This is a genomic window from Candidatus Phycosocius bacilliformis (genome assembly GCF_003112735.1).
GTDB lineage: Bacteria > Pseudomonadota > Alphaproteobacteria > Caulobacterales > Aquidulcibacteraceae > Aquidulcibacter > Aquidulcibacter bacilliformis.
This window is the reverse complement of the sequence record NZ_BFBR01000007.1, coordinates 215,375-239,059: the sequence shown is the minus strand read 5'-3', so window position 1 is coordinate 239,059 and position 23,685 is coordinate 215,375. Positions and strand designations below refer to the sequence as shown.

General features: G+C 56.1%; 18 protein-coding genes. 8 read left to right on the top strand and 10 right to left on the bottom strand.

Features of this window, described 5'->3' with window-relative positions; all coding sequences use genetic code 11:
• Window positions 1-538 precede the first annotated feature (538 nt).
• From PbB2_RS12325 to PbB2_RS12310, 4 genes are read right to left on the bottom strand one after another with little or no spacing between them, the layout of a single operon-like run.
• On the bottom strand, window positions 539-1,819 hold the full coding sequence (locus PbB2_RS12325) for a TRAP transporter large permease (protein WP_108985615.1): 1,281 nt from the start codon (window positions 1,817-1,819) through the stop codon (window positions 539-541).
• 4 nt (window positions 1,820-1,823) lie between these two features.
• Window positions 1,824-2,321 (bottom strand): TRAP transporter small permease, encoded by a 498-nt coding sequence (locus tag PbB2_RS12320; protein WP_192576320.1) that lies wholly within the window; start codon window positions 2,319-2,321, stop codon window positions 1,824-1,826.
• 1 nt (window position 2,322) lies between these two features.
• Window positions 2,323-3,303, bottom strand: coding sequence for a TRAP transporter substrate-binding protein (locus PbB2_RS12315; protein ID WP_238165001.1), 981 nt, complete (start codon window positions 3,301-3,303; stop codon window positions 2,323-2,325).
• Window positions 3,300-4,139: a 2-keto-4-pentenoate hydratase gene (locus PbB2_RS12310; RefSeq protein ID WP_108985613.1), complete on the bottom strand. Its 840-nt coding sequence runs from the start codon at window positions 4,137-4,139 to the stop codon at window positions 3,300-3,302. The genes PbB2_RS12315 and PbB2_RS12310 overlap by 4 nt, the downstream gene beginning before the upstream one ends.
• 122 nt (window positions 4,140-4,261) lie before the next feature.
• On the opposite strand from PbB2_RS12310, the gene PbB2_RS12305 reads away from it, so the two are divergent.
• Window positions 4,262-5,632: a pectate lyase family protein gene (locus tag PbB2_RS12305; RefSeq protein WP_108985639.1), complete on the top strand. Its 1,371-nt coding sequence runs from the start codon at window positions 4,262-4,264 to the stop codon at window positions 5,630-5,632.
• 8 nt (window positions 5,633-5,640) lie between these two features.
• Here the strand turns inward: PbB2_RS12305 and PbB2_RS12300 are convergent, their stop codons facing one another.
• Window positions 5,641-6,672, bottom strand: a complete 1,032-nt coding sequence (locus PbB2_RS12300) for an alpha/beta hydrolase (RefSeq protein ID WP_238165000.1) — start codon at window positions 6,670-6,672, stop codon at window positions 5,641-5,643.
• Between the two features lie 320 nt (window positions 6,673-6,992).
• Between PbB2_RS12300 and PbB2_RS12295 the strand changes: the two genes are divergently transcribed.
• The 6 genes from PbB2_RS12295 (at window position 6,993) to PbB2_RS12270 (ending at window position 13,853) form a co-directional block, all read left to right on the top strand.
• Window positions 6,993-7,631: a sigma-70 family RNA polymerase sigma factor gene (locus tag PbB2_RS12295; RefSeq protein WP_108985612.1), complete on the top strand. Its 639-nt coding sequence runs from the start codon at window positions 6,993-6,995 to the stop codon at window positions 7,629-7,631.
• A gap of 170 nt (window positions 7,632-7,801) precedes the next feature.
• Window positions 7,802-8,461, top strand: coding sequence for a cupin domain-containing protein (locus PbB2_RS16300; RefSeq protein WP_238164999.1), 660 nt, complete (start codon window positions 7,802-7,804; stop codon window positions 8,459-8,461).
• Between the two features lie 155 nt (window positions 8,462-8,616).
• Window positions 8,617-9,444 carry an enoyl-ACP reductase FabI gene (locus PbB2_RS12285; RefSeq protein ID WP_108985611.1) on the top strand — a complete coding sequence of 276 codons (828 nt, stop codon included), beginning with the start codon at window positions 8,617-8,619 and terminating at the stop codon, window positions 9,442-9,444.
• A 15-nt stretch (window positions 9,445-9,459) separates the two neighbouring features.
• Window positions 9,460-10,083 (top strand): YdeI/OmpD-associated family protein, encoded by a 624-nt coding sequence (locus tag PbB2_RS12280; protein WP_108985610.1) that lies wholly within the window; start codon window positions 9,460-9,462, stop codon window positions 10,081-10,083.
• Between the two features lie 310 nt (window positions 10,084-10,393).
• Window positions 10,394-11,005 carry a hypothetical protein gene (locus PbB2_RS12275; protein WP_133245800.1) on the top strand — a complete coding sequence of 204 codons (612 nt, stop codon included), beginning with the start codon at window positions 10,394-10,396 and terminating at the stop codon, window positions 11,003-11,005.
• Window positions 11,006-11,600: 595 nt separating this feature from the next.
• Window positions 11,601-13,853 (top strand): AAA family ATPase, encoded by a 2,253-nt coding sequence (locus PbB2_RS12270; RefSeq protein ID WP_108985608.1) that lies wholly within the window; start codon window positions 11,601-11,603, stop codon window positions 13,851-13,853.
• A gap of 164 nt (window positions 13,854-14,017) precedes the next feature.
• On the opposite strand, the gene PbB2_RS12265 is transcribed toward PbB2_RS12270, so the two are convergent.
• Window positions 14,018-16,204, bottom strand: coding sequence for a TonB-dependent receptor family protein (locus PbB2_RS12265; protein WP_108985607.1), 2,187 nt, complete (start codon window positions 16,202-16,204; stop codon window positions 14,018-14,020).
• A 256-nt stretch (window positions 16,205-16,460) separates the two neighbouring features.
• On the opposite strand from PbB2_RS12265, the gene PbB2_RS12260 reads away from it, so the two are divergent.
• Window positions 16,461-17,921 (top strand): sensor histidine kinase, encoded by a 1,461-nt coding sequence (locus PbB2_RS12260; protein ID WP_108985606.1) that lies wholly within the window; start codon window positions 16,461-16,463, stop codon window positions 17,919-17,921.
• Window positions 17,922-17,930: 9 nt separating this feature from the next.
• On the opposite strand, the gene PbB2_RS12255 is transcribed toward PbB2_RS12260, so the two are convergent.
• From PbB2_RS12255 to rpoH, 4 genes are read right to left on the bottom strand one after another with little or no spacing between them, the layout of a single operon-like run.
• Window positions 17,931-19,724: an AmpG family muropeptide MFS transporter gene (locus PbB2_RS12255; RefSeq protein WP_108985605.1), complete on the bottom strand. Its 1,794-nt coding sequence runs from the start codon at window positions 19,722-19,724 to the stop codon at window positions 17,931-17,933.
• Window positions 19,725-19,768: 44 nt separating this feature from the next.
• Window positions 19,769-21,487 carry an ATP-binding protein gene (locus PbB2_RS12250; protein WP_108985604.1) on the bottom strand — a complete coding sequence of 573 codons (1,719 nt, stop codon included), beginning with the start codon at window positions 21,485-21,487 and terminating at the stop codon, window positions 19,769-19,771.
• A 39-nt stretch (window positions 21,488-21,526) separates the two neighbouring features.
• Window positions 21,527-22,699 carry a glycoside hydrolase family 53 protein gene (locus PbB2_RS12245; RefSeq protein ID WP_305790469.1) on the bottom strand — a complete coding sequence of 391 codons (1,173 nt, stop codon included), beginning with the start codon at window positions 22,697-22,699 and terminating at the stop codon, window positions 21,527-21,529.
• A gap of 54 nt (window positions 22,700-22,753) precedes the next feature.
• Complete coding sequence (gene rpoH, locus PbB2_RS12240; RefSeq protein WP_108985602.1) at window positions 22,754-23,638, bottom strand: RNA polymerase sigma factor RpoH; 885 nt, start codon at window positions 23,636-23,638, stop codon at window positions 22,754-22,756.
• Window positions 23,639-23,685 lie beyond the last annotated feature (47 nt).

The following is a 23,685-nucleotide window of genomic DNA, read 5'->3' as shown; positions in this document are numbered from 1 at the left end:
ATGACAACGGGCCTCAAACCCGATCCCGGCACGGTCGTACCAACGTCGGCAATTTGGTGGGCGGCCACCCACCAAATTGCCTAACCAGCCCAACCATACTGACACATCACAAACAGACAATCCCGGACGGCGAAGCCGATCCGGGACCTTGTGGCGCACCTGCGCATGGAGGTCCCCGCTCTCCGCTGCGCTCCGGCGGGGATGACATCGAAAGAACTTAGAAGCGCTTTGGTGCCCAATCTGGTCACCAAACCGCAACCTCAATTGTTCTTGCGACAGCTGGGTGGTCAAGTGCGCAGCTTTGCTGCGTCGCGATGCGATCGGTTTTCAAAGAAAACCGACACTTGACGACCCAGATGTCGCGCTCAAACTCGACCATCCGTTTTGGTGAAACACAGGTTTCACCAAACGGTTCTGAGTAGAAAAGCCAAACCTACACCACTGTCATCCCGGACGGCGAAGCCGATCCGGGACCTTGTGCCGCAATAGCGTAAGCAGGTCCCCGCTCTTCGCTTCGCTTCGGCGGGGATGGCAAAATCTAAGCCACCAGGCTTGGCAACCACAATGACAGGGCTGGGAAGATCATGACGAGGATCAGCACAATCAGGGCGGCCAGATAGAAGGGCCACATGCCGCGGACGGCTTCCATCACGCTGATCTTGCCGATGGAGGCCCCCAGGAAGAGGACTGAGCCCACTGGCGGTGTGACAAGACCAATCCCGGCAGACAGGATCAGCACCACGCCAAAATGAACCGGATCAATATGATAGGCCTTTGCGACGGGCAGGAAGATGGGTGTTGAAATAATGATCAGTGGGGCAAGGTCCATAAAGGTGCCCAGAACCAGCAAGCACAACACCATCAGCGCCAAGACGGTCAGCTTGTCATGGGCGATGGCCTTCATGGCGTCGACGGCATGGGCTGGCACTTGCAAATAGGCCATCATCCAGCCAAAGGCGCCGGCAGCCCCAATCACGAACAGAACCGAACCTGTGGTGCGGGCCGCACCGCGCGCTGCCTCGACAAAGGCCTTCCAACTCAAGCTGCGATAGACCAGCAAAGTCACCAGAACCGCATAGACCACAGCGACAGACGCGCTCTCGATGGCGGTGAAAATGCCTGCCTTGATCCCGACAAAGATGATGAGCACCAGAACAAGTGCGGGCAAGGCCGTGACCAATGTTGTCAATATGGCTTTAAGCGCAACCCGGCCTTCGGCCTGATAGCCTCGCCGCACCGCCAGCACATAAGCGGTGATCATGACGGCAATTGCCAACATAAAAGCGGGGATAATGCCTGCCGAAAACAGCGCGGTGATCGAAATACCGCCGCCAGCTGCCGCCGAGAACAGGATCATATTATGTGAGGGTGGCACCAAAAGTGCGACAAGGGCAGCTGAAATCGTGACATTGACCGCATAGTCGCGATCATAGCCGCGCTGGGCCATTTGCGGGATCATGGTGCCGCCGACGGCGGAAATGTCGGCAATGGCTGACCCGGAAACCCCGCCAAACAAGGTCGAGGCCACCACGCTAACTTGGGCCAGACCCCCGCGGAAGCGGCCGACCAAAGCGCTTGCCAGCGCAATGATCCGTGCCGAAATCCCGCCCTTGAGCATAAGCTCCCCCGCAAACACGAACAGCGGGATCGCCAATAGGCCGACTGAGGCAATGTCGGCTGCGGCCTGTTGACCAACCACAATCGGGGGGATGCCAACCACCAAGGCCGCCGCAATGGTCGACACGATCAGCGCGATAGCGACTGGCGCGCCCAAGACCAGCAGCAGGGCAAAGACGAGAAACAGTGCCGCAAGTGCCATTGTCTTAGCCCTCCCCAGAAGATTGACGCGCCAGCAGACGCTCAAGCGCAAAGATCGCCATGATGCTGGCCCCGACCGCAAAAGGCACATAGCGCAGGCCTGCGGGCAAAGGTGCGCCGGCCATTTGAACGGTCCAATTGTCCGCCGCCAGCATGACGCCCCAATAGGCCAGAAGCAGCGCAACCAAGAGTGTCAGCGCCAATAAGAGCCGCCGGACCAGCCCGCCAAGGCCTGCGGGCATGGCGTCAAGAATGTTGGAAAAGGAAAAATGTGTGCCATCGCGCACGCCCACGGCTGCGGCCATCATCACGGTCATGCCCATGAAGAATACCGAAACAGGCTCAGTCCAACCGGGGGAATTGTTCAAAACATAACGGGCAAACACCTGCCAGGCTTGCACCAAAGTGATGATGACCAATCCTGTCATCGCGACAGCCCGACAAAGGTCTGCCAGCCGGTCCAGAAAGCTTGGGGTCGACAAGGGCGTGTCATCTTCAGTCATGTCACACCATGGCTCTGACTGCGGCGAACAAACGCGCGACATCGGGATGTGTAAGGCGGGCGCGATTGACGGGCTCGCAGGCTTGTTTGAAGGTCGCGCGGTCCACGTCGACCATTTTGGTTCCCGCTTTTAGGGCGCGATCGCGCGACTCGGCTTCAAAACGCGCCCAGTTTTGACGCATCACCTGAACCGAGGCTTTGGCCAGCTCGCGCAAGGTCGCCTGATCGGTTGTGCTCAAACGCGCGAAGCTCTTGGCCGACATCAGAAGAAATTCAGGCGAATAAGAGTGGCGCGTATTGGACCAATAATGGGCCACTTCCACATGACGGGAGGAGTCAAAAGTCGGCCAATTGTTTTCTGCCCCATCGATCAATCGACTCTGCAAGGCAGAGTAAACCGCGCCAACGCCCAAAGGCGTGGGATTTGCCCCCATGGCAGCGACTGCATCTATGAACACATCTGATTGCGGCACTCGGATTTTGAGGCCCTTGAGGTCAGAAGGTTGCACAATTGGCCGGTGGGTATTGTAGAAGCACCGCCCGCCTGCATCATAAGCCGCAAGCCCAATCAGGCCCCTATTTGCAAAACTGTTGAGGATTTCTTGCCCGATGGCGCCGTCCAGCACCCGATGCAGATGCGCGTCATCTTCGATGCCAAATGGCATGCAGACCACTTGGGTCAATGGAAACGCATTGTTGAGGGAAGCAGCATTCACCCGGCACATATCAATGACACCGGATTGGGCAAGCGCGATCGTGTCATCCTCCACCCCCAATTGTCCGGACGGATAATTGCGAATCGTGAGCCGGCCTTGGGTTTGTTCGCTGAGCCTTTGCCCGAGCCATTTAACCGCCTCAACCGTGGGATAGCCGTCACGGTGCACATCACAGGCAGTCAGCACGCCACCATGGTCGGCAGGTTCGCAGGCAGCCAACAGCCCCCCACCCGCCAAAGCCATAACAAACCGTCGGTTTAGCCTCATGATGGGATTCCTTCCAAGGAGGTCAGCGGCCAATGACAGGCAAGCGTGCCATCAGGGCCAAAGTCCGCCACAGCATGCTGGCCCGGCAATAGATCATGCACACCCGAGACCGCCCCGGTTGACACCAACATCCCACGCGTCAGCGGCAGACCGCGCGCGGCCGCACAATTGAGGGCAAAGACCAATGATTGGGTGATGCCACCGGGGAAGGCGGTCACATCGCCCTGTCCGACCAGATGATCATTGATGCTGACCTTGCATGCCAAGCCATGGAGGCGCACGCGCCAGTTGTCGACGGGTTGGCCCAAGATTAAGCCCCAATTATTGCCGAAGTCCGAGACCACAACGGTCGGGCCCAATTCATTGATCGTGGCCAATGGACTTCCGGCCAGCTCAATCCCGGTCCACAGATTGCCGACCAATTCGAGTGCTGTGTGCGCGTCATAATTGGTTTTGGCCGGATCGGCATCATCGGATAATTCGAAGACATATTCGCCTTCTACTGCGCAAAAGCCATGTTCGATGGCGGCGAACTTGGCTTCCTCGCGCGCCTCAATCCGGCTCAAGGATTTTGCGAAAATGGGGCCGATCAGCCGATCCGTGCCATATACATCGACCAACTCGCCCAATATCCGGCCAACCTTCCAGCCAATGAGCTGGTCTGGCCATGTGGCGATGGCCACATCTTGAATGCGGTAGCTGTCGGCCAAAGCCGTCGGCATTGGCCCCGGAAAGGTGGCGAGCGGGGTCCGGTTCAGGCGGGCAATGCGGAACCTTTCAGCGATGGCGCTTGGGATGCTGTCGGGCTCTTGAATGGTTTGGCCAGTCTGAAGCATGGGTACTTATGTCCTTCGAATTTCATGATTGCGCATTTTGGAAACCGGTGTCAATATGGCTGAACCAGACAAAATTGTGGGTCAGCACAGGCATTGGACCCACGCATGGGGGGAGAGGCGGCATGAACCGCAGGCAGCTATTGGCGACGGGGTCGGGTGTTGTGTTGGGCTGTTTGAGCGGGGCTGTGTCGGCCGCACCAGCCAAGACCGGGTCGCAGGCGTCAGCTTCTGCCACGGGCCCGTTGGCGTTTCCCGGCGCCGTGGGCTGGGCGGCAGAAACCCGCGGTGGACGCGGGGGGCAAATCTTGCGGGTGACGACCTTGGCGAAAGACGGCCCAGGGTCCTTGCGCGCCGCCTTGGAGACCAAAGGCCCGCGCATCATTGTTTTTGAGGTCGGTGGGGTCATTGATCTTGACGCAACCACCTTGCGGTTGACCGAACCCTTTGTCACCATAGCCGGCCAGACAGCACCGTCGCCCGGGATTACGCTGATCCGTGGCGGCTTGGACGTGACCGCCTCAGAGGTCATCATGCGCCACATCCGCATCCGCGCCGGGGAGGCGGGTAAGCCTAAAATGAGTGGCAATGACTTTGATTCATTTTCCACCATCGGGGCCAGCAATGTGATCGTCGACCATTGCAGTCTGACCTGGGGAACCGATGAAAATCTCTCCGCGTCAGGGCCGCGATTTACCGGCACGACGCCCGACGCGTGGCGGCAGGGCACCTCCCGCCGGATTACCTATTCCAACAATCTGATTGCGGAGAGCCTGTCGCATGCGACCCACGCCAAAGGCGAACATTCCAAAGGCTCTCTCATCCACGATAATGTCAGCGATATTCTGATCTACCGCAACATCTATGCCCATAATGTTGAGCGTAATCCATTGTTTAAAGGCGGGGTGCGGGGGGCGATTGTCAATAATCTGATCTATAATCCGGGCTTCCGGGCCATCCATTACAATCTGATGGCCAATGAGTGGGGGGATAAGCCTTTCCAGACCGGCCGCATGACTGTGATTGGCAATGCTTTGCGCGGGGGGCATGATACCGCGCCCGGTCTGCCATTGGTGATGCTAGGAGGCCATGGCGATCTTGACCTTTATCTACAAGGCAATCTTGCCCAAGACCTGCACGGCAAAGCATTGCCGCAAGTGGGGCGCTACACATCTGGGACAGCGGCCATCAATGTGGCCAAACAACCCCTCGATCTGCCGCCGCGCCTGCCGATCAGCCCCGCAGCGGGTTTGGAGCGCGATTTATTGACCCATGTCGGCGCGCGTCCTTGGGACCGTGATGCCCATGACGTCCGCATTCTTGCAGATATTGCCGAGGGTCGCGGCCATATCATCGACAGCGAGACCGAAGTGGGCGGCTATCCGGTACAAAAGCCGACCTATAAAGCCTTTGTCCCCGAAGATTGGGACCTGGACACCATGGAGCCCAAGCGGCCAGACGTGCTTGATTCAGGGGCTAAAGCACGGGGTACCTGAGGGCTGTCTCACCTCTGGCTTGCAACGGCGGGAAAGCCGTGTGCGGCCGCCCAGTCCAGCACCAGCATCGGCCAGACGGCGAGCGGGGTGCCCGCAATCCCCCTGAGCCCAATTCCGTGCCCGCCCGTCTCAAACACATGCAGGCTGGTGGGCACGGCTTGCGCCCGCGCCGCTTGGGCGAGCATCAGCGCATTGTCGACTGGAACGGCACGATCATCGCTGGCATGAAGGATAAACAGGGGTGGTGCGTCAGGGCGGACATTCTGTTCCAGCGAATAGGCCGCAATGGCTTCCGGCGTTGGTGCGATTCCGATCAGATTGTCGCGTGACTTGGGATGGGCAAAAGGGGCCGTCATGGTCACAACCGGATACATCAGCACGGCAAGGTCTGGCTTGGCAGACAATTTGTCGATGTCATCGACTGGCCTTTGGGTGGCTTGGTCGAATTTGAGCGCCAATGACCCAGCCACATGACCGCCAGCTGAAAACCCCATCACCATGATCTTGGTCGGATCAATCCGGTCCTGTGAGGCCCGCGCCCGAATAATCCGCATCGCCCGCTGCGCATCCTGCAGAGGCGTGTCGGGTCCTGCAGCCCAGCCTTGATGTGGTAGCCGATAGCGCAGCACATAGACCTGAAAGCCGGCCTCAGAAAAATGCTTGCCCCCTTCATACCCTTCCTTGTCTACCACCACCCACGAATAGCCCCCGCCTGGAATGATCAGAATGGCCGCGCCATTGGGTCTTTTGGGCGTAAAGACGGACAGATTGGGACGGCTGACATTGTGGACGGCACGGTCCACCAACCCAAAGGGGTTGTCGCGTTGAACCATGGTTTCGTGGGGCAGACGCTCAAGTGCGCCCGGCACCTCACCCGGCCACAGGTCAAGCATAAAGTCAGGCTCAATCGCCGCCGCAGACTGGCTAAGCTGTGGGGTGCCGGTCTGTACCCCCGCCCAAGAGCTACCCCCAGCCCAATTGACCATAAGGACAACACAAAAAGTGAGACAGGCACCCATGCGCTGCTGTGTCTTTGCCATGGTCTGTGTCTCCCCGGTTCAGCCACACAGGCAAAATGGGCTGGTCTTATCCGCCTGGTGGAGTGGCGAAGATTCTTGATCATGTCTGACGCTGCGTCGCATTTGGCCATCTTGCCTGGCATTTGCGCTTCTTTTGGGGCCAAGGGCCAATCCTGCCATGGTTTGGCAAGGTTTGACGCCAAAAAACGCCCCCACTACAGACTGTTGCAGCATCGTGCGCCACGCGCAGTCTGCTGGCAAGGGCTGTAGGCGTACGGGGCTTTCCCTGATAGGTGGAGAGCCTGTCAGACTGCGCGTCCTCGAAAGTAACGACCACTCTCATGTCATCATCCGACCCGTCCTCCCGCAAGCCCGCTGCGAGCCCTTCAGGCTCGGCAAAAGCGCTGTCGGGCCTGGGTGTTTTGAGCGAGGCAGAGCGCGACAAGTTTGCTGATTTGATGGAGGCGGTGGCCGAACATCGCGACAAGTCGGCCTTTGCCACGTTGTTTTCCTATTATGGTCCACGCGTGAAGGCCTATCTCATGCGATTGGGGGCCGATAATGCATTGGCCGAGGAACTTGCACAGGACGTCATGGTCACAGTCTGGCGCAAAGCCGACCTGTTTGACCGCACCCAGGCGTCAGTCTCAACATGGCTGTTCAGAATCGCCCGTAACAAGCGGATTGATGCGATCCGGCGCACCACCAAGCCTGAGCTTGACCCCAATGATCCGCTCTTATTGCCCTCTGCACCCGAAGCCGCTGATTCCCTCGTAAGCGGGGCAGAGCGTGATCAATTGGTGCGCGCGGCTTTGGTTGATTTGCCAGAGGAACAAAGGTTGCTGCTGCAGCAGGCTTTCTATGATGGCCTGTCTCACCGTGAAATCGCTGAACAAACCGGCACGCCGCTTGGCACCGTCAAGTCGCGGTTGCGCTTGGCTTTTCTCAAGCTACGCGCCAAGCTGGACAGTCCCGACTGAGGTCTTGTCGGGCTTTGACCTTGACGTTAGGAAATGGCAATCAATATCCTGTAAGTGTGTGTTGGGCGGGGGGTGACGCCGCCCGGTTTGCAAACCTTATCCATTGAACGATCAAGAAGAGCCTGCCGGAACCACGGCAGCCGCGTGAAGGGCACCAGCTGGGGAAGATGATGATCAGCGCTTATTCTGATGACATCCTGGCCGCAGATCCTGCCCTGCGTCTTTTGATCGACACCCGGGCAGCCTTGATTGGTGAGGATCAATTTGGGGCTGATGTTGCAGCGGATCTGGCCGATTGCGTGGGTGGTATTGCCTTGGAAGCAGAAGTTGCCTCTGAGGTGTCAGCCTCGTTTTTCACCGATGTCTTAGAGCGGATCGAGGCGCTGGAGGCCGATCAGACCCAGATGCGCGAGGCGGCTCAGGCGGCGGGGCGGGCGCTGGATGAATTGCTGGGCTTGCCCCAACCCCTGCGGGATTTGAGTTTGGATGCCATTGCCCGTGACGGCTGGGCCTTTGCAGGTCCCGGCGTGAAGTCGATGGTGCTGGACACAGGCGGGACTTTGCGCACCAAATTGATGCGGATAGAGCCCGGCCATGGGGCCCCCCATCATGACCACACGGGTACTGAATATACTTTGGTCGTCTGCGGGGCGTTTGCCGATGAAACCGGCCGCTTCGGGCCGGGCGATCTGTCGGTCAAGCACAAGGGGCAAGTGCACCACCCGGTTGCATTGCCCGGCCCTGTCTGCCTGGCTTTGACGGTGGAAGAAGGCGATATCGCTTTGACCGGGGCTTTGGGCCTCTTGCAGCGCCTGTTCACCCGCCATTGAGTGTGATGGCGCTTTGAGACGGCCCGGCGCTGCCCACCTGCCAGCACCAGCCTCTTGACCCCCGGCCCGGACGCGGCAATGAAGCCGCATAAGTAATCCCCATGTGTCATGTGCCAGCCGCATGATCGCAGGCTTTGGCAGTGTCAGGAGCGCCCATGAGCAGCGAAACCAAGGAAAATGGCTATCCCACCGGCAATTTGATGCAAGGCAAGCGTGGCCTTGTGATGGGGGTGGCCAATGACAAGTCGATTGCATGGGGCATCGCCAGCCAGCTGGCTGCCCAGGGCGCAGAACTGGCCTTCACCTATCAGGGGGAGGCATTGGAAAAGCGCATGCGGCCTTTGGCCGAAAGCGTGGGCTCCAGCCTGATCCTGCCGTGTGATGTCACCGATGATGCCGCGATGGATCAGGTGTTTGCGACTTTGGCCGAAAAATGGGGTCGGCTCGACTTTCTTGTCCATGCCATTGCGTTTTCCGATAAGAATGAGCTCAAAGGCTCGTTTGTTGAAAACACGACGCGGGAAAACTTCCTGCGCACGATGGATATTTCGGCATTTTCTTGGGTGGCCTGTGCCAAGCGGGCAGCCCCACTGATGGGGCCGGGCAGTTCAATGGTGACATTGTCCTATCTGGGCGCAGAGCGGGTTTTGCCGTCCTATAATGTGATGGGCGTGGCCAAAGCGGCACTGGAAGCTGCGACGCGCTATATTGCACGTGATCTGGGCCCCAGTGGCATTCGCGTCAATGCGATCAGTGCCGGGCCGATGCGGACGCTTGCTTTAGCGGGCATTCAAGGCGGCCGCGGTCTGGTCAATACCGGGCGCGAATGGTCGCTGATGAAAGAAGACACCACGATGGAAGGGATCGCAGGCTGCGCCTTGTGGCTCTTGTCGGACCTTGGCCGTTCCACCACGGCTGAAGTCATCCATGTTGATGCTGGCTTCCATGTCGTCGGCGTACCCGATGGTCTGAACGAAGGCTAGACCGGCCCATTGCCGATGATTTCCCACAGCGACGATTATTTCTCCAAGGGATGTGGTCGCTGTGGGCGATTTGAAACGCCGGAATGTTCCGTACATCTCTGGGGGGCAGGACTTGGGGCCTTACGGCAGATTTGCCGGCAAGCTGGCCTGACTGAAACTGTGAAATGGGGCCATCCCTGTTATCAGGAGGGGGGCCGCAGCATCGCGCTCATAGGCGCGCAGCGCGATGGCTTTATTCTGACCTTCGTCAATGCCGCGCTCTTAAAAGACCCAGCGCAAATCCTAAAGCGCGCTGGCCCCAATAGCCAGACAGCCGACCTCGTGCGGTTTAATCATGTGACAGAGGTCCAAGCCTTGGCCCCGACATTGCGGGCCTATTTGGCTGAGGCGATTGGCTATGCCCGTGAGGGCATCAAGCCCCCCAGAGCCCAAGCAGAATTCGACTTGCCCGAGGAGCTGATCGAGGCCCTCGATGCCGATCCAGAGCTGGCACACGCCTTCCACGATCTAACCCCAGGCCGACAGCGCAGCTATGCCATCGCGCTCAGCTTGAGCCAAAACCCCGTCACCCGCCGGGCGCGGATCGAAAAGTATCGTCCAAAAATCTTGCGCGGTAAGGGGGCGATGGAGCGGGAATAGGGGGGCTTGGCGTATGAGCTGCATTTTGGAAAGACGGCACGTTCACAACACCCAAAGGTGTCTATTTACCGGATAGATAATTCATGATCCTATGGGCACATCTCGTTGAGCTATCTGAATGCGTCGCATGATTGATCAAGCTACATTGCCTCTGTGGTCTCATAGGCTGCGACGAGCAGCCCTCGTTCTGCTCGGTTTGACGTGTCAACCAGCTATGGTGGCCGCACAGCAAGGCCCAATACGTGAGGTGCAGCCTCAGGGATTGGCAAAGAAGTCGTCACCGTCAAACGCACAGACTCGGAAAAATCCAATGCTGAACACTGAACTTCATGCGGCTGCGGAAGCTTTGGCCGAACAGCTCATTTTGGCGCAGGGCAAGTATGGGTCCCACAAAATGCTCCTTGTTTTGCAAGGTTCATATAATGATGGATGGACACTCAACTTGTTTACGGAAGAGGCCCCAGGGCGCATTCGTGTTGAGGCAGATGATAAAGGCATTGAATTAGGGTTCTTTTTTGCAGTCGAAGACGCCACCGAGAAAGATGCCCGCGGTGCCAAGCGCGATATTCGGCTGTTGATCGAGAATGGCCGCTTCACCATTGATATTGTCTATGAAGCAGACATTCCAAAACATATGATAGAATTGCTCACCATCGAAGAATTGGATGCGATGAAGGTTGGAAAGACTGTTGACGAGATGTCAGCGGCCAACAGACTTCGCAAGGATAAAAGACTGATCGCTTATTCCGAGCTTTACTTTGGTGATGCGCAGTTGATTGCGCACAATCTGCCGATCTTCCCAGGTTCTGGCTATAACCGCACCGATATTCGGACGGGCGAGGATATTCCTTGGCCAGAAGGGGAACAACCTGAAGGCCCTCCCGAGGGCGAGGAGCCTAAGCTGGGCCTGAGAGACGAATAGGCAGCCCTGAGGCCTGCCCCATAGGCTGCAGTCCGCCGTGAATGCACTGTTCTGATCGCCACCGGCTGAAGCTTCTTCTGCTTTGGATCGCCTTTGCAGCAGGCTCTGCTTCCACAAAGGCGATAATCAAGTTTCACCCCCAACCTTCCTAAGAAGATTTGTCGTGCACCCTCAAGGCAAGCAGAGCGATGCGTTGAGCTGGACCAGTTTAACAGCTCATAACTAGTTGTATTCACGGCTCTTTCGTGGTCACTTCACATACATCTGTGCCATGAAGGAGTTCGCTATAGCGCTTCGTATGAGATAAATGAGAATAGGCATGGACTGTCAAACTTGCAGGTTGATAATCGTGTGTGTAACAATCTTGTGTTGCTGTGACTAGAAAGTTCAATCTTTGAACCAACTCTCGATGTACGACGCTCAAGATCAGTTCTGTGTTCAGGCTCTTCGTCAATGGAATTTGTTCTAAGGTCGGTCAGTGAAGTGTGATGATTGAAGTGGTCAGCAATTTCAGTGTGAGTTCTTTGGACCATGCATTCAGTGGGCCTCTTAACAGCCCATGGCGACGTAAGGGGATGTGACTCAGGAGCGAAAAATGCTAACCAAAATAACTCTGAACAATGCTGCTACGTTTGAGAATGGTGAGGTCTTAGACGATCTCAAGAGATTAAACTTTATCTTTGGAACAAATGGGACAGGCAAAACAACCATAAGCCGGCTTCTGCGTGACAATACAAAGTTCCCAGATTGCGAGTTGAATTGGGTCGACAACATTCCGATCAATGCGCTTGTCTACAATGCAGATTTTGTAGAAGAAAATTTTCGCGAGGACAGTGATATTCAGGGCGTCTTCACCTTAGGAAAGGATGAGGGTGACGAGGCTGAAGATCTAAAAAGAGCTATCGAAGAATCAAAAATTGCCAAAGAATTGGCAGAGAAGGCAAAAAATTCACTGGAAGGGGATGAACAAAAGGCAGGACTAAAAACCAGAAAGGAAAAAAGCATAAAGACCTTTGTCGATTTATGCTGGAAGGAAAAAGACAATTTTCCTAAATTGAGGGATGGATTTCAGGGCAGCCTTAATTCAAAAGAAGCATTCAAGAACACAGTCCTTGAAAAATATAATGATCGAAGCAAGACCAAGATATTTGAACAATCAGAATTAGAAAATGAAGCGGCTTCTTTGTTTGGTGATAAACCAATGGAACTGGCCGACTTTCCCCCGATAGATTTATCTATAATCAAATCAATCGAGGATGAAGTTATCTTTCAAACACCAGTCTTGGGAAGCGCCGATACCTACCTATCTTCAATGATTTCCAAACTAGACAACGCAGACTGGGTAAGAAGTGGAATTCACTTTCACGAACTAAGCGACGACCATTGTCCGTTTTGTCAGCAGCAAACCGATGAAGCATTCAAGGATGCATTGAAAAATTTGTTTGACGAGACTTACGAAAAGGCCATGAACACGATCAAGGAGTACGGTCAGAGGTATCGAGCGGAAATTGAAGCGATCGAGAACTTGATATTGCGACTCCCTGAGTTCCCAACGTCTATTGTCGATAGTCAAAAATTTAGGGATCAACTAAATAGTTTCGTGTTGTCCCTAAAGTTGAATTTAGAAAAAATTCGTGAAAAGTGGAAGGAGCCAAGTAAGAAAGTCGAACTTTATAAATCTAAGGAAGTGGCCGATGAAATTCAGAATCTATCGAAATCAATATCGGAAAAGGTAATTCTACACAATAAACTGGTTGGTGACCTGAAGAGCAAAACCGAAGAGCTAAAGCACAAAATTTGGCGGCTTTTCATTGAGAAAATAAAAGCGAGTATTGAGAATTTTATCTCCGAACAAAGTATCTTTGATTCCGAGATCGCCGAAGCCGAGAAAATCGTTAAAGACGAAAATGAAAAACTAGAGGTTAGGGGGCGTACTATAGCAGAAATTTCAGCTCGGGGAACAAGTATCAAGCCTACTATGTTAGCTATGAATAAGCTACTTGAGGGATTTGGCTTCAACAGTTTTAAACTCGCCTTGACGGCAGCTGAAGACGGTTATCAGATTGAGCGTGAGAATGGCGAGCTAGCCTGCACCAGCTTGAGTGAGGGAGAGCGAACTTTTATCGCCTTCTTGTATTTTTACCACCTTGTTATGGGAGCAAACAAACCCGAAGAAGTTGTTGCTAGTAGAATTATTGTGATTGACGATCCAGTATCCAGCTTGGACAGTGATGTTTTGTTTATAATTAGTAGCCTTTTGAAAAAGTTGTTCAAAATGGTCTTCAAAAAGGATGGAAGCATAAAGCAAATTTTTATTCTAACTCATAATGTCTATTTTCATCGTAATATCACCAGTAACCTATCCTATAAGCCTTTTATCGAGGAGATCAAGAATGATAACAAACCAAAAATCAAAATTGTAAATATTGGATTTTGGGTAACGAAAAAGGCGGATAGGGTATCTACAGTCTGCAAGTACGGCGCGAAGAACCCGATCACAAGCGGATATGAACTTCTATGGCAGGAAGTAAGGCATGCCATCAACTCCCCGGGGGGCGGTCACGTGAGCGCCTCGTTCCAAAATACAATTCGTCGAATTTTGGAGCACTACTTCAGTTTTTTGGGCGGGAAAGAACTGACCTCTTTACAAAAAGAGTTTCCTGATGCAGACGAAATCCTGTTCAACTCAATGATATCATGGGCAAACATGGGTTCGCACGGAGCAATAGACGAAGTCTACATTGCCCCAGTCCACTGTGAACTCGAAGTTTTTCTTAAAACATTCAGGAAAGTATTTGAGACTTTCGGTCAAGAGCAGCACTACGAGATGATGCTTGGAAAATCATAGATTCCGCCACTATTTTAATGGTATGTTTGTGCCATGTGTTTTGATTGAATATTGTTTATTATTGTCTACGTATAAGTTCGCTTTTGGTTTTCGAAGTATTCGAATTCGCTATGTCCTCCTCTGGTTATGTGAACTTCACCCGCCATTTAGACCGACACCCCCCCCTAAAACGCCTTCGTTAGCCCAAACTGGACCTGCCGAGGTGGGCCGGGCAGGATCCCGCGTGAGCGGTCGGTAATGGTGCGGGCATCGGTGGCATTTTTGACCGCGATATAGACACCGACTGGCCACGTGTCTGGGTGCAGGTTCAAGGTCACATTCCAATTGTCAGCCGCTTTGATCCGGCCCCGCTGGCCATCGGCAGTGGGGACCACTGTGTTGAGATCGTCGGTAAACATCTTGCCCGTGTGGCCATATTCAATCTGCACGTCCGCATCCGTGCCCCATTGATAGCCCACGGCCATATTGATCAGCCATTCGGGTGCATAGGGCAGGCGGTTGCCGGTTACTTGGACCGCACTTGATCCCGGCACGGCTGAGAAACGGCGGCTGTCATAGCGGGCGTCACCGACATAGGTGACAGCAGCCCGAAAGGTTAGGTCATCGCCTGCCATCACACCCATGTCGACCAATGAGCCCCGCACCGAGGCCTCCAGCCCCTGATGCAAGGTTGAGCCTGCGCTGGTGAGGGTGGCACCAATGCCGCCTGCGACCGAGCTTGGCACGATCTGATTGTCAAACGCCATGCGGAACCAGGTGACATCAAAGCCAAGGCCTTTGACGATATCGCCCCGCAGGCCGGCTTCCCAATTGGTGCTGGTTTCAGCCTCGAGATTGACTGAGCTCCCGGTGGAATTGTTGATGGCATCTTCAACCCGTGGCGGGGAGAAGCCTTCATGTACGCCGACATAGGCTGTAAGTCGCGGCTGAATCCGATACGAGATGCCAAGACCTGGAATCCATGCGACCACCCTGTCTTCACCGGCAATCGGGCTGGCCGCATTGAGGCGATTGATGCGCTTCAGGTCAATATGCTCATAGCGCAGACCCGGGCTGATCGTCCAAGCCCCGATGGTGGCTTTGGTGGTGGCAAAGCCGGACCAAGCCTCAACATAGCGCAGATTATTCTCCCGAACCCCGGCATTGATGCTGGTGCCCGGCGTCCGCCCGGTGGGGGTGTCGGAATTGATCTGCAACCGGTTCTGGCGCTCATCATTATAGCGCAGGCCGAATTCGCTCTCGAGACTGGCTGGCCCCAGCTCATCGACCCGGCTCAACCGGCTTTCAAGCCCATAGGTCTGATATTCACGCAGACGGCCTTCATTGCCACAGCTCGTCAAGAGATTGGCCATCGTGCCACAGCTGGGATCGCTGGCATCATTGGGGCGCTGGGCGGAATTGGATGATTGGCGCCACCAATCGCGATCAAACCAGGAAAATGAGGCTGAAGTCTTGAGCGTGGTGGTTTCATCAAGTGACCAAGCCCACAGAACCGAAGCCCCGACGCGTACGGCCTTGAATCCATCATTGACGAACGGGTTCTGCCGCGGATTGGCCAGATATTCAGCTTGCGTCAGGCCCGAATAAGTCACCTGACTATCTTCATGATAGCGGCTGAGACGCAAAGCCACATCATGATTGGCACCAAAGCTCTTTTCCAGCTTCAGATAAATGTCTTGAACCTTAAGCGCCTGATTGTCGCGCACCCCGTCGGACTGGGTGGCATTGGCATGCAAGAGCGCGCGAACATCCCCGATCGGCCCGCCCAGATTAAGGTCTGCCTCGCCATATCCGCGATCACCCCCCGACAGGGTGATCTGGCCGGTCAGCACATCGGGTGCGCGTGGGGTGACATAATTGATCACGCCGCCCACCGTATTGGGGCCAAAGCGGATCTGGCTTGCCCCCTTCAGCACTTCGATCCGGTCATATCGGCGAATGGGGGGATGATAATAGGTCGCATTGTCGCCATAGGGCGCATAGCTCAACGGCAGGCCATCTTCGAGCAGGAGAACCTTGGACGAGCGCGTCGGCGACAGGCCCCGAATGCCGATATTGGGTCGCAACCCCATGCCTTCTTCGTCGCGGGCAAACACGCCCGGCGCTTGACGCAGAGCCTCATTGACGTTGAGAACGCGCGCCTTGACCAAATCTGTCTGCTCAATGGTTGACCCTGATCCGGCAATGGTGCGCAGACCATCGCGCTGGCCGATGACGATCACAGTCTCAACCTGGCTGGCTTCGGCACTAGCACTTGCTGCCGCCGCATAACAGGGAACCAGCACGCCAAGACAGGCAAGATTAGCCAGAAGGGCAGGGCGCAGGCGGTTGTTTTTGGAAGTGATAATCATTCGCGACTCTTATTGCGAATGACTTGCAAATGCAATTCACCCGAGCTGGGAATGTCAGTTCTTGCTGTGTTTTTCCGATTGCGGGGAGGTAATGGGCCAGAACGATCATGTTTTGAGCAGTCTTTGGACAAACCGCACAAAAGGGGGTGACATTCTGCCAGCGCACCTACATGTAAGCCTGTATTAGGCCGCCCGCGCGCCCAAGGCGAGACCGCTTGGCTTGCACGAATGACTTGAGCAAGGGTATGCAGGAAACGTGAGCTTAGACACATCCCCTGAAGGCTTGGACGCCACGACTGACGCCCTGACACCGGATGTCAAGCTCAAAGAGGGCTTGACGACGCGCCTGTTGGTGATTGGGGCAGGCTTTATCTTTCTAACCGATTCCTTGTTCTTCCTGCCCACCATGGCCAGTCTGCGCGATGAGTGGCTGCTCAATCGCCTCAAGACCGCCGAGATTGTTGCATTGGCCGTTACGGCGCCTGATTCTTACGGCCTGATGGGCGGGCGAACCTCTGAATTGGTGCGCGCCGCCGAGATTAAATCAGTCACGATTCTGCAAGACACCACGCGGCTGGCTGTTCTCAGTGAGTCGGTCCGTGGTCCGATCGTTGATATTGATCTGGAAAGCCAAACAATCGGCCGATCACTCTCTGGTGTCTTGCAAGCCTATGCCGCGCCCCAGGGCCGCTATCTGCGCATTGTCGGCCGCCCTCAGACCAATGCGGCCATTAAGCTTGAAGTGGTGGTCGCAGAAGGACCCTTGAAGGACAGTCTGATCCGCTCGTCATGGCAGGTTTTGTTGTCATCTCTGGCGCTATCCTTGACCATTGGTGCCTTGATCTATGCGGCATTGGCCGATGGCTTTGTCCGCCCGATGCGGCGTCTGACCCGTGCCATCGCGCGCTTCCGTAATGCCCCAACCGATGCGAGCCGCGCTCTGGTGCCATCGGGCCGGACCGATGAGATTGGTCAAGCCGAAGTCGCGTTTGCCGACATGCAGGATACGGTGCGTCAAGCCTTTCTTCAAAAGGATCGCTTGGCGCAATTGGGCATGGCGGTGTCTAAAATCTCCCATGATTTGCGCCATTCATTGGGTGCGGCCCAATTGGTGAGTGAGCGTTTGGCTTCAGTTGATGATCCTGTGGTGCGCGCAACGGCACCGCGGCTTGAACGGGCCTTACAGCGTGCGGTCAACTTGGCCCAATCGACCTTGACCTATGGCAAAGCGCGCGAGCGTCCACCTGAATTGGAATTGCTATATCTCGCAGATGTTCTCGATGAAGCCGCCGAAGAAGCCCGGTCGGGCTTGGAGGTTGCCTTCAGCCATGACGTGCCAAACGATCTGGAGGTGGAGGCCGATGGTGAGCATCTCCACCGCATCCTCACCAATCTGATCCGCAACGCGGCCCAAGCCATTGTTCAATCCGGCAAGCCCGGCAGCATTCGTGCCTTTGTCGACCTGTCTGGGGCTTGCATTGGATTGCATATTGTCGATACAGGGCCGGGCCTGCCCAAGCGCGTGCAGGACAATTTGTTCATGCCCTTTACCGGCAGCGGCTTGTCGGGAGGCTCAGGTCTGGGGCTGGCCATTGCGCGCGAACTTGCCCGTCTCAACGGTGGGGACATTGTGCTGGTGGCAACCGGACCCGGCGGGACAGGTTTCCGTGTCGATCTGCCCCGGCTGATGGGCGAGGATGCCGAGGCGATTGACTGAGGGTCCTGCTTAGGTTGCCGCTGCGGCTTCGGCGCGTTTTTCTTCTTCCAGAATGGCCCGCGCGGGTCCGCGCGAAATCACCAGCGCCATGATAATGCCGATAATGCCGATGATTGAGGAATAGAAGAAGAAAGCCGTATAGCCTGCCGCCAATGCCTGACCTGATACACCAAGCTTGGTGCCGCCAGCGGCAAAGGCTTCTGCTGGCAAATGGTTGAACCAGGGCTTCATGGCTGCCAGCCAGCCCGTTTCAGACGCTTTGGCCGCACCTTCCACGATCCGGCCCGACAGAGCTGTGATGATCTTGCCCGGCAAGGCATAAAGCGAGGAGAACACCGCATATTGGGTGGCGGTAAAACCCTCTTTGGTCAGCATAGACATATACATAATGAGGCAGGTGCCTGCGAACATGCCCGACAAATTGTCGATCCCGATGGCCACATAGAGAGCTGGGATATTGGGTCCGGTCAGGGTGATGGTGATGAAGGCAAGATTGGAAATCGGCTGTAGGAAAGCGCCGACCACCAGACAGCGGAATAGGCCAAACTTCAACACCAGCCACCCAGACAGGCCCGCACCAATCGCGCTCATCGCCGCCCCGAAGAATTTTTGTGCGACCGCAATTGTGTCTTTGGAGAATCCTGCATCCAGATACATGGTCGAGGTGATGTTGAGGACAAAGTCTGCCATGCGATAGACGCAAATGAACACCAGGATCAGGCTGGCCAATTCCTTATAGCGACTGAAAAAGTCTGCCAATGGATCAGCCAGCGCGGCTTTGAAATAGGCCCCAGGTCGGGTCTTGATGCCGGGCACTTGCAGGCAGGCCACAACCACTAAGGACAGACCCAACAGCGCATAGCCAACCTGTTGCCAAACACCCCATGGCTTGGCGGCCAAAGCCTCGCCCATCGCTGCCGTCCCGCCGTAAAGCCCGCCAACCAACCAGGCCAAAGGCTCTGCCTTACCTGCCAATCCGACTGCCAGCACACAGGCCGCAAGCCCCATTAGGGCTAGTCGCGCAGCCCATTCCAGATAATCGCCATAGCCTCGGTCGGGCACATCGGCAGGTGGTTCCCAGCGCGGGGCGGCGGCCACGCTTTCACGCGGGGCCAGAAGCGTAGACAGAATAGCCAGACCCATAAAACCGGCCATGGCTGCAAAAGCGACCGCCCAGCCAAGCCAGCCATAATCATCGCCATTCAGGCTCTGGGCCACAAATAATGGCAATGCCCCTGACAACAGGATGGCGACGCGATAGCCCCATTGATAGGTAGCCGTCAGCACGCCAAGGCGATTGGCATCGCGCGCAACTTCGATGCGCCATGCATCAATGGCGATGTCCTGCGTGGCTCCGGCTAAGGCGATGATAACGGCACAGGCTGCAAATGGGATGAAGGCCGCGGTGGCGTCCCCGGCGGGGGTAAAGGCCAAAGCGGGGTCACGGGTGCACATCAACAAGAGACCGACAATGACAACAATCTGTGTCAGCAGCATCCAGGCGCGCCGACGCCCTAGGGCTTTGTCGAGGACCGGAATGGCCACGCGGTCAACCAGAGGAGCCCACAGGAATTTGAGCGCATAGGTCAGGGTGGCCAAGCCCATGAGCCCGATCAAAGCCAGCGAGGCACCGGCCTCGCGCAGCCAAATCGCCAAAGCCAAGCCTGCCAATTGGTTTGGCATGCCTGCTGCAAAGCCCAAGCCGAACATGACCAGTGAGGGCCGTTCGAAAAAGGCTCCGATGCCAACTTTTGCGTCAGCACCCAATTCCTGCTCGGTCGGATCTGCCTGTGTGCCTGCCATAAAGGTCCTCGTCGCGCGCAGGACCTTCGGGTGAACGTCCTGATTCAGGCGGCGAAAGTGGCCTGTCTGGTCGGTTTCGTCCAGCGTTCCAATACAGAAGACAACATGGCAGGGTCTAACGGCTTGGTGATGAAGTCATCCATGCCGGCATTTTTGCAGGCGCGGCGATCCTCTTCCATCGCTGCAGCGGTCAACGCGATGATCGGGGTTTGCGCAACCCTTCCCCCCATGGCACGCACCGCACGGGTTGCTTCAAAGCCGTCCATCACGGGCATGTGCACATCCATCAGCACCAGATCATAGGGCGCATCCTGCAGCGCGGTAACCGCTTCAGCCCCATTACCAACCGTCACGACATGGCAGCCATTGCGCATTAAGAGTGACTTGGCGAGCAGCGCATTGATCGGGTTGTCTTCAGCCAAGAGCACCCGCAGCCCAATGGCCAATGGCATCGCATCGGCACGTTCATCCGTAGCCGTGGCTGGGCGTTGATCAATCACGGCACCGGCAGCCAACTCAACCCGCTCGATCAAGGATGCAATTCGCAAGGGCTTGATCAGATAGCCAATCGCCCCCTTGGCGCGATAGTCCTCAATCAGGTCACGTCGTTCTTGTGGGATCAAGGCGACGACGGGGCTGTCGCACTTGAGCCAAGGTGCGGCTTTGACGGTGTCGGTATGGTGATCCAGCAAGATGACATCGGCATCACGTGCTTGGCGCGGTGTAATGGCCTTCTTGACCTTGGCCCCTTCATTTTCGAGCGCCATCGACAAGGCTTCAATCAAAAGCGCAGACTGACTGTGGATAGCCACTGTCTTTCCTGTCAGCCGCGGCGTGGGAGAAGGGGCTGGGGTAATGGTCTCGAAGGGAATATCCACCCAGAAGCGGCTACCACCGCCCTCGCGGTGGGTGAGGTGGACACTGCCACCCAGGGCATTGGACAATTTCTTCACGATCGCCAGGCCAAGGCCCGTGCCGCCAAAGCGGCGCGTATGTGAGGAATCGGCTTGGTGGAATTCTTCGAAAATCCGTTCGACCTTATCATCAGGGATGCCAATGCCCGTATCTTCCACGCTGAAGCGCAATTTGTTGGCACCCAGTGTTTCTAGCCGCAACAGAACGCCGCCTTCATAGGTGAATTTCACGGCATTGGCGGCAAGGTTCAAAATGATCTGACGCAGGCGACCGTCATCACCGGCCACTTCAATCGGCACATCTGGTGCGACGGCCAGTGCAATTTCGATATTCTTCTCATGAGCGCGGGGCGAACAAAGTTCGGCAACTGATTGCAGCGTCTTGGCCGGATTGAAGACCATGGTCTCAAGCTCAATCTTGCCGCTCTCGAGTTTGGCGTAGTCGAGAATGTCGTTGAGGAGGGCCAAAAGCCGTTGCCCTGAATCAGTCACTGCACCCAGCCACGTGCGTTGGGCGCTCGACAATTCGCTCATTGATAACAGGCCAGCCATGCCCAGAATCCCATTCAGGGGCGTGCGGATTTCATGGCTCAATGTGGCAAACAACATGGTCTTGCTGCGGGCTGTTTCGTCCGCATCAGGTCGATAGAGACCCAATTGGCTGCCATCCTCGCGGTCCTGCACATGCCAACCCGCGCGGGCATCAAACCAAGGGGCAAAGGCCCCCAGCCCGACCTGCTCGCCAAAACATTCCTGTGCCAAGGGATTGGCGTCCAAGACCCGTCCATTCTTGCCCGCCAGAACGGCGCAATCGGGTAAATCGCTCAACGCAAAAGTCAGTGTTGTCATGCGCAAAGACTAGCAGACAGGGGTTAAGGAATGGCTGCCTCAGCCCTTAACCGCCTCGATCCTTGTCCAGTCATAGGGGTGGCGGACATAGGAAAAGGCGGGCAGGGCTTCGTTGCCGCGCCTGAAGTCAAAGAAAGTGGCATTCTCCCAATGCGAGCCCGTACCCCATCGTGTCTTACAATTTGTTGAGACCCAAGCAGGCTCCCAATAGACGATGCCGCTGCCGCCATGGCTGATGATGGTCTGGGTAATCCGGGTCAAATAGGCAAGCTGGCCTTCTGGTGTCGCGGGAAACTCAGGGATCAATGTATCAGGTCCCAACAGATTAGCCGCCTCATCCGCCCCGTCATTGGTCCAAGGATAGGAGGTTTCCACCACCACAACATCCTTGCCAAACCGACCCCTTAGCTGCGCGATCGCAGCACCTAAGCCGTCTATGCCCTCACGTGACCATTTGCGGTAATAAGACAGGCCGATCACATCGAAATCTGTCACACCTGCTGCTGTGGCGGCGGCAAACCAGGGCTCTGCATTTTCGGGCTGGGCGATATGCAGCATGATGCGCGGGGCGCTGCCAGCTGCGCGGCCAGCATCGCGAACGGCCTGTATGCCTGCTTTGAAAAGGGCTGCATTCCGGGTCCAATCGGTGCGTCGGGTCTCCCAAGCCCAGTCCTTCGTGCCCATCATTTCCTTATTGGTCTCATTGCCGACTTGGACCATGTGCGGCATCAGCCCCTCGCGGGCCAGCAGCATCAAAGTGTCGAACGTGAACTGATAAACCGCAGCGGCGAGCCCCTCAGTGGTCGGGATACCTGCCCAGGCTTGGGGGATCCATTGCTTATCGCCATCGGCCCAATCATCAGAATAATGAAAATCGAGCAGCACGCCTTGGCCGCTGGCTTTTGCCCGGCGCATGGAACGGGTTACATCCTCAATCGTGCTATAGCGGGTCCAATCGGGATTGTTCCATAGTCTGAGCCGCACCAGATTGTGGCCGGTGTCTGCGAATAATTGATAGGGATCAACCGGCTTGCCGTTCCGGCGATAGATTGCGCCGCAATCTTCCATCTCATTCACATAAGACAGGTCTGCCCCGAAATAGAAGGCGGGATGGGCAGGTCCCGTGCTGGCCAAGCTGGCGGTCGGGCCCAGCATGAGGGCTCCGGCACCGGCAAGGGTTGACGCTAGCACGTCTCGGCGGGTCTGTGACATCAGCTGATCCTTTCGGTGCCAAGATCAGCATTAGCCCCGTTCATAGGCAAGAGATCAAGCGCTGATCAGACCGCTTTCCAAGGCTGCCTTCTTGATATTGGCCTGCATTTTCTCAAATGCACGCACTTCGATCTGGCGGATACGCTCCCGGCTGACCCCATAATGGTCGGCCAGATCTTCAAGCGTCACCGGATCTTCCCGCAAGCGGCGCTCGCGGATGATATGTTGTTCGCGCTCATTCAGGGTCGACAAGGCCTGATTGAGCAGGATCATGCGTTCATCATGTTCTTCGCGCTCAGCATATTCGGTCTCGGCACTATCCTCATCAGAGGCGAGCCAATCCTGCCATTCCCCGCCGCCATCTTCGCCGACGCGCACATTGAGCGAGGCATCAGGTCCGGCCAGCCGACGGTTCATCGAAATGACTTCTTCGCTCGTCACCGCCAATTGGGTGGCGATGCGCTCTACCTCATCAGGTTTGAGGTCACCCTCATCAATCGCCTGCATTTTCGACTTCATGCGGCGTAGGTTGAAGAACAGCTTCTTTTGCGCAGCCGTGGTACCCATTTTGACCAGCGACCACGAGCGCAGCACATATTCCTGGATTGAGGCGCGGATCCACCACATGGCGTAGGTGGCAAGCCGGAAGCCCTTTTCAGGGTCGAACTTCTTCACCGCCTGCATCAGGCCGATATTGCCTTCTGAAATCACTTCGGCGACGGGCAAACCATAGCCGCGATAGCCCATGGCCATCTTCGCCACCAGGCGCAAATGGCTGGTCACCAGTTTCTCCGCCGCACCTGTATCCTGATGCTCACGCCAGCGCTTGGCGAGCATATATTCCTCATCCTTATCCAGCATGGGAAATTTGCGGATTTCGGTCAGGTAGCGCTGAAGGCCCAGTTCCGGGCCGACGGTCAGCGCAAGTGCGCGAGTCATAATGTCCACTCCCCAAGGGTGTGACCGGTGTTGCACCCGGTCTTGGC

What these genes read in the sequence shown, in the direction of transcription:
- PbB2_RS12315 (WP_238165001.1), bottom strand. Translation starts at nt 3,303, where the DNA reads ATGAGGCTAAACCGACGGTTTGTTATGGCTTTGGCGGGTGGGGGGCTG.
- PbB2_RS12295 (WP_108985612.1), top strand. Translation starts at nt 6,993, where the DNA reads ATGTCATCATCCGACCCGTCCTCCCGCAAGCCCGCTGCGAGCCCTTCA.
- PbB2_RS16300 (WP_238164999.1), top strand. Translation starts at nt 7,802, where the DNA reads ATGATCAGCGCTTATTCTGATGACATCCTGGCCGCAGATCCTGCCCTG.
- PbB2_RS12300 (WP_238165000.1), bottom strand. Translation starts at nt 6,672, where the DNA reads ATGGCAAAGACACAGCAGCGCATGGGTGCCTGTCTCACTTTTTGTGTT.
- PbB2_RS12285 (WP_108985611.1), top strand. Translation starts at nt 8,617, where the DNA reads ATGAGCAGCGAAACCAAGGAAAATGGCTATCCCACCGGCAATTTGATG.
- PbB2_RS12245 (WP_305790469.1), bottom strand. Translation starts at nt 22,699, where the DNA reads ATGTCACAGACCCGCCGAGACGTGCTAGCGTCAACCCTTGCCGGTGCC.
- PbB2_RS12265 (WP_108985607.1), bottom strand. Translation starts at nt 16,204, where the DNA reads ATGATTATCACTTCCAAAAACAACCGCCTGCGCCCTGCCCTTCTGGCT.
- PbB2_RS12255 (WP_108985605.1), bottom strand. Translation starts at nt 19,724, where the DNA reads ATGGCAGGCACACAGGCAGATCCGACCGAGCAGGAATTGGGTGCTGAC.
- PbB2_RS12270 (WP_108985608.1), top strand. Translation starts at nt 11,601, where the DNA reads ATGCTAACCAAAATAACTCTGAACAATGCTGCTACGTTTGAGAATGGT.
- PbB2_RS12320 (WP_192576320.1), bottom strand. Translation starts at nt 2,321, where the DNA reads ATGACTGAAGATGACACGCCCTTGTCGACCCCAAGCTTTCTGGACCGG.
- PbB2_RS12310 (WP_108985613.1), bottom strand. Translation starts at nt 4,139, where the DNA reads ATGCTTCAGACTGGCCAAACCATTCAAGAGCCCGACAGCATCCCAAGC.
- PbB2_RS12275 (WP_133245800.1), top strand. Translation starts at nt 10,394, where the DNA reads ATGCTGAACACTGAACTTCATGCGGCTGCGGAAGCTTTGGCCGAACAG.
- PbB2_RS12325 (WP_108985615.1), bottom strand. Translation starts at nt 1,819, where the DNA reads ATGGCACTTGCGGCACTGTTTCTCGTCTTTGCCCTGCTGCTGGTCTTG.
- rpoH (WP_108985602.1), bottom strand. Translation starts at nt 23,638, where the DNA reads ATGACTCGCGCACTTGCGCTGACCGTCGGCCCGGAACTGGGCCTTCAG.
- PbB2_RS12250 (WP_108985604.1), bottom strand. Translation starts at nt 21,487, where the DNA reads ATGACAACACTGACTTTTGCGTTGAGCGATTTACCCGATTGCGCCGTT.
- PbB2_RS12305 (WP_108985639.1), top strand. Translation starts at nt 4,262, where the DNA reads ATGAACCGCAGGCAGCTATTGGCGACGGGGTCGGGTGTTGTGTTGGGC.
- PbB2_RS12280 (WP_108985610.1), top strand. Translation starts at nt 9,460, where the DNA reads ATGATTTCCCACAGCGACGATTATTTCTCCAAGGGATGTGGTCGCTGT.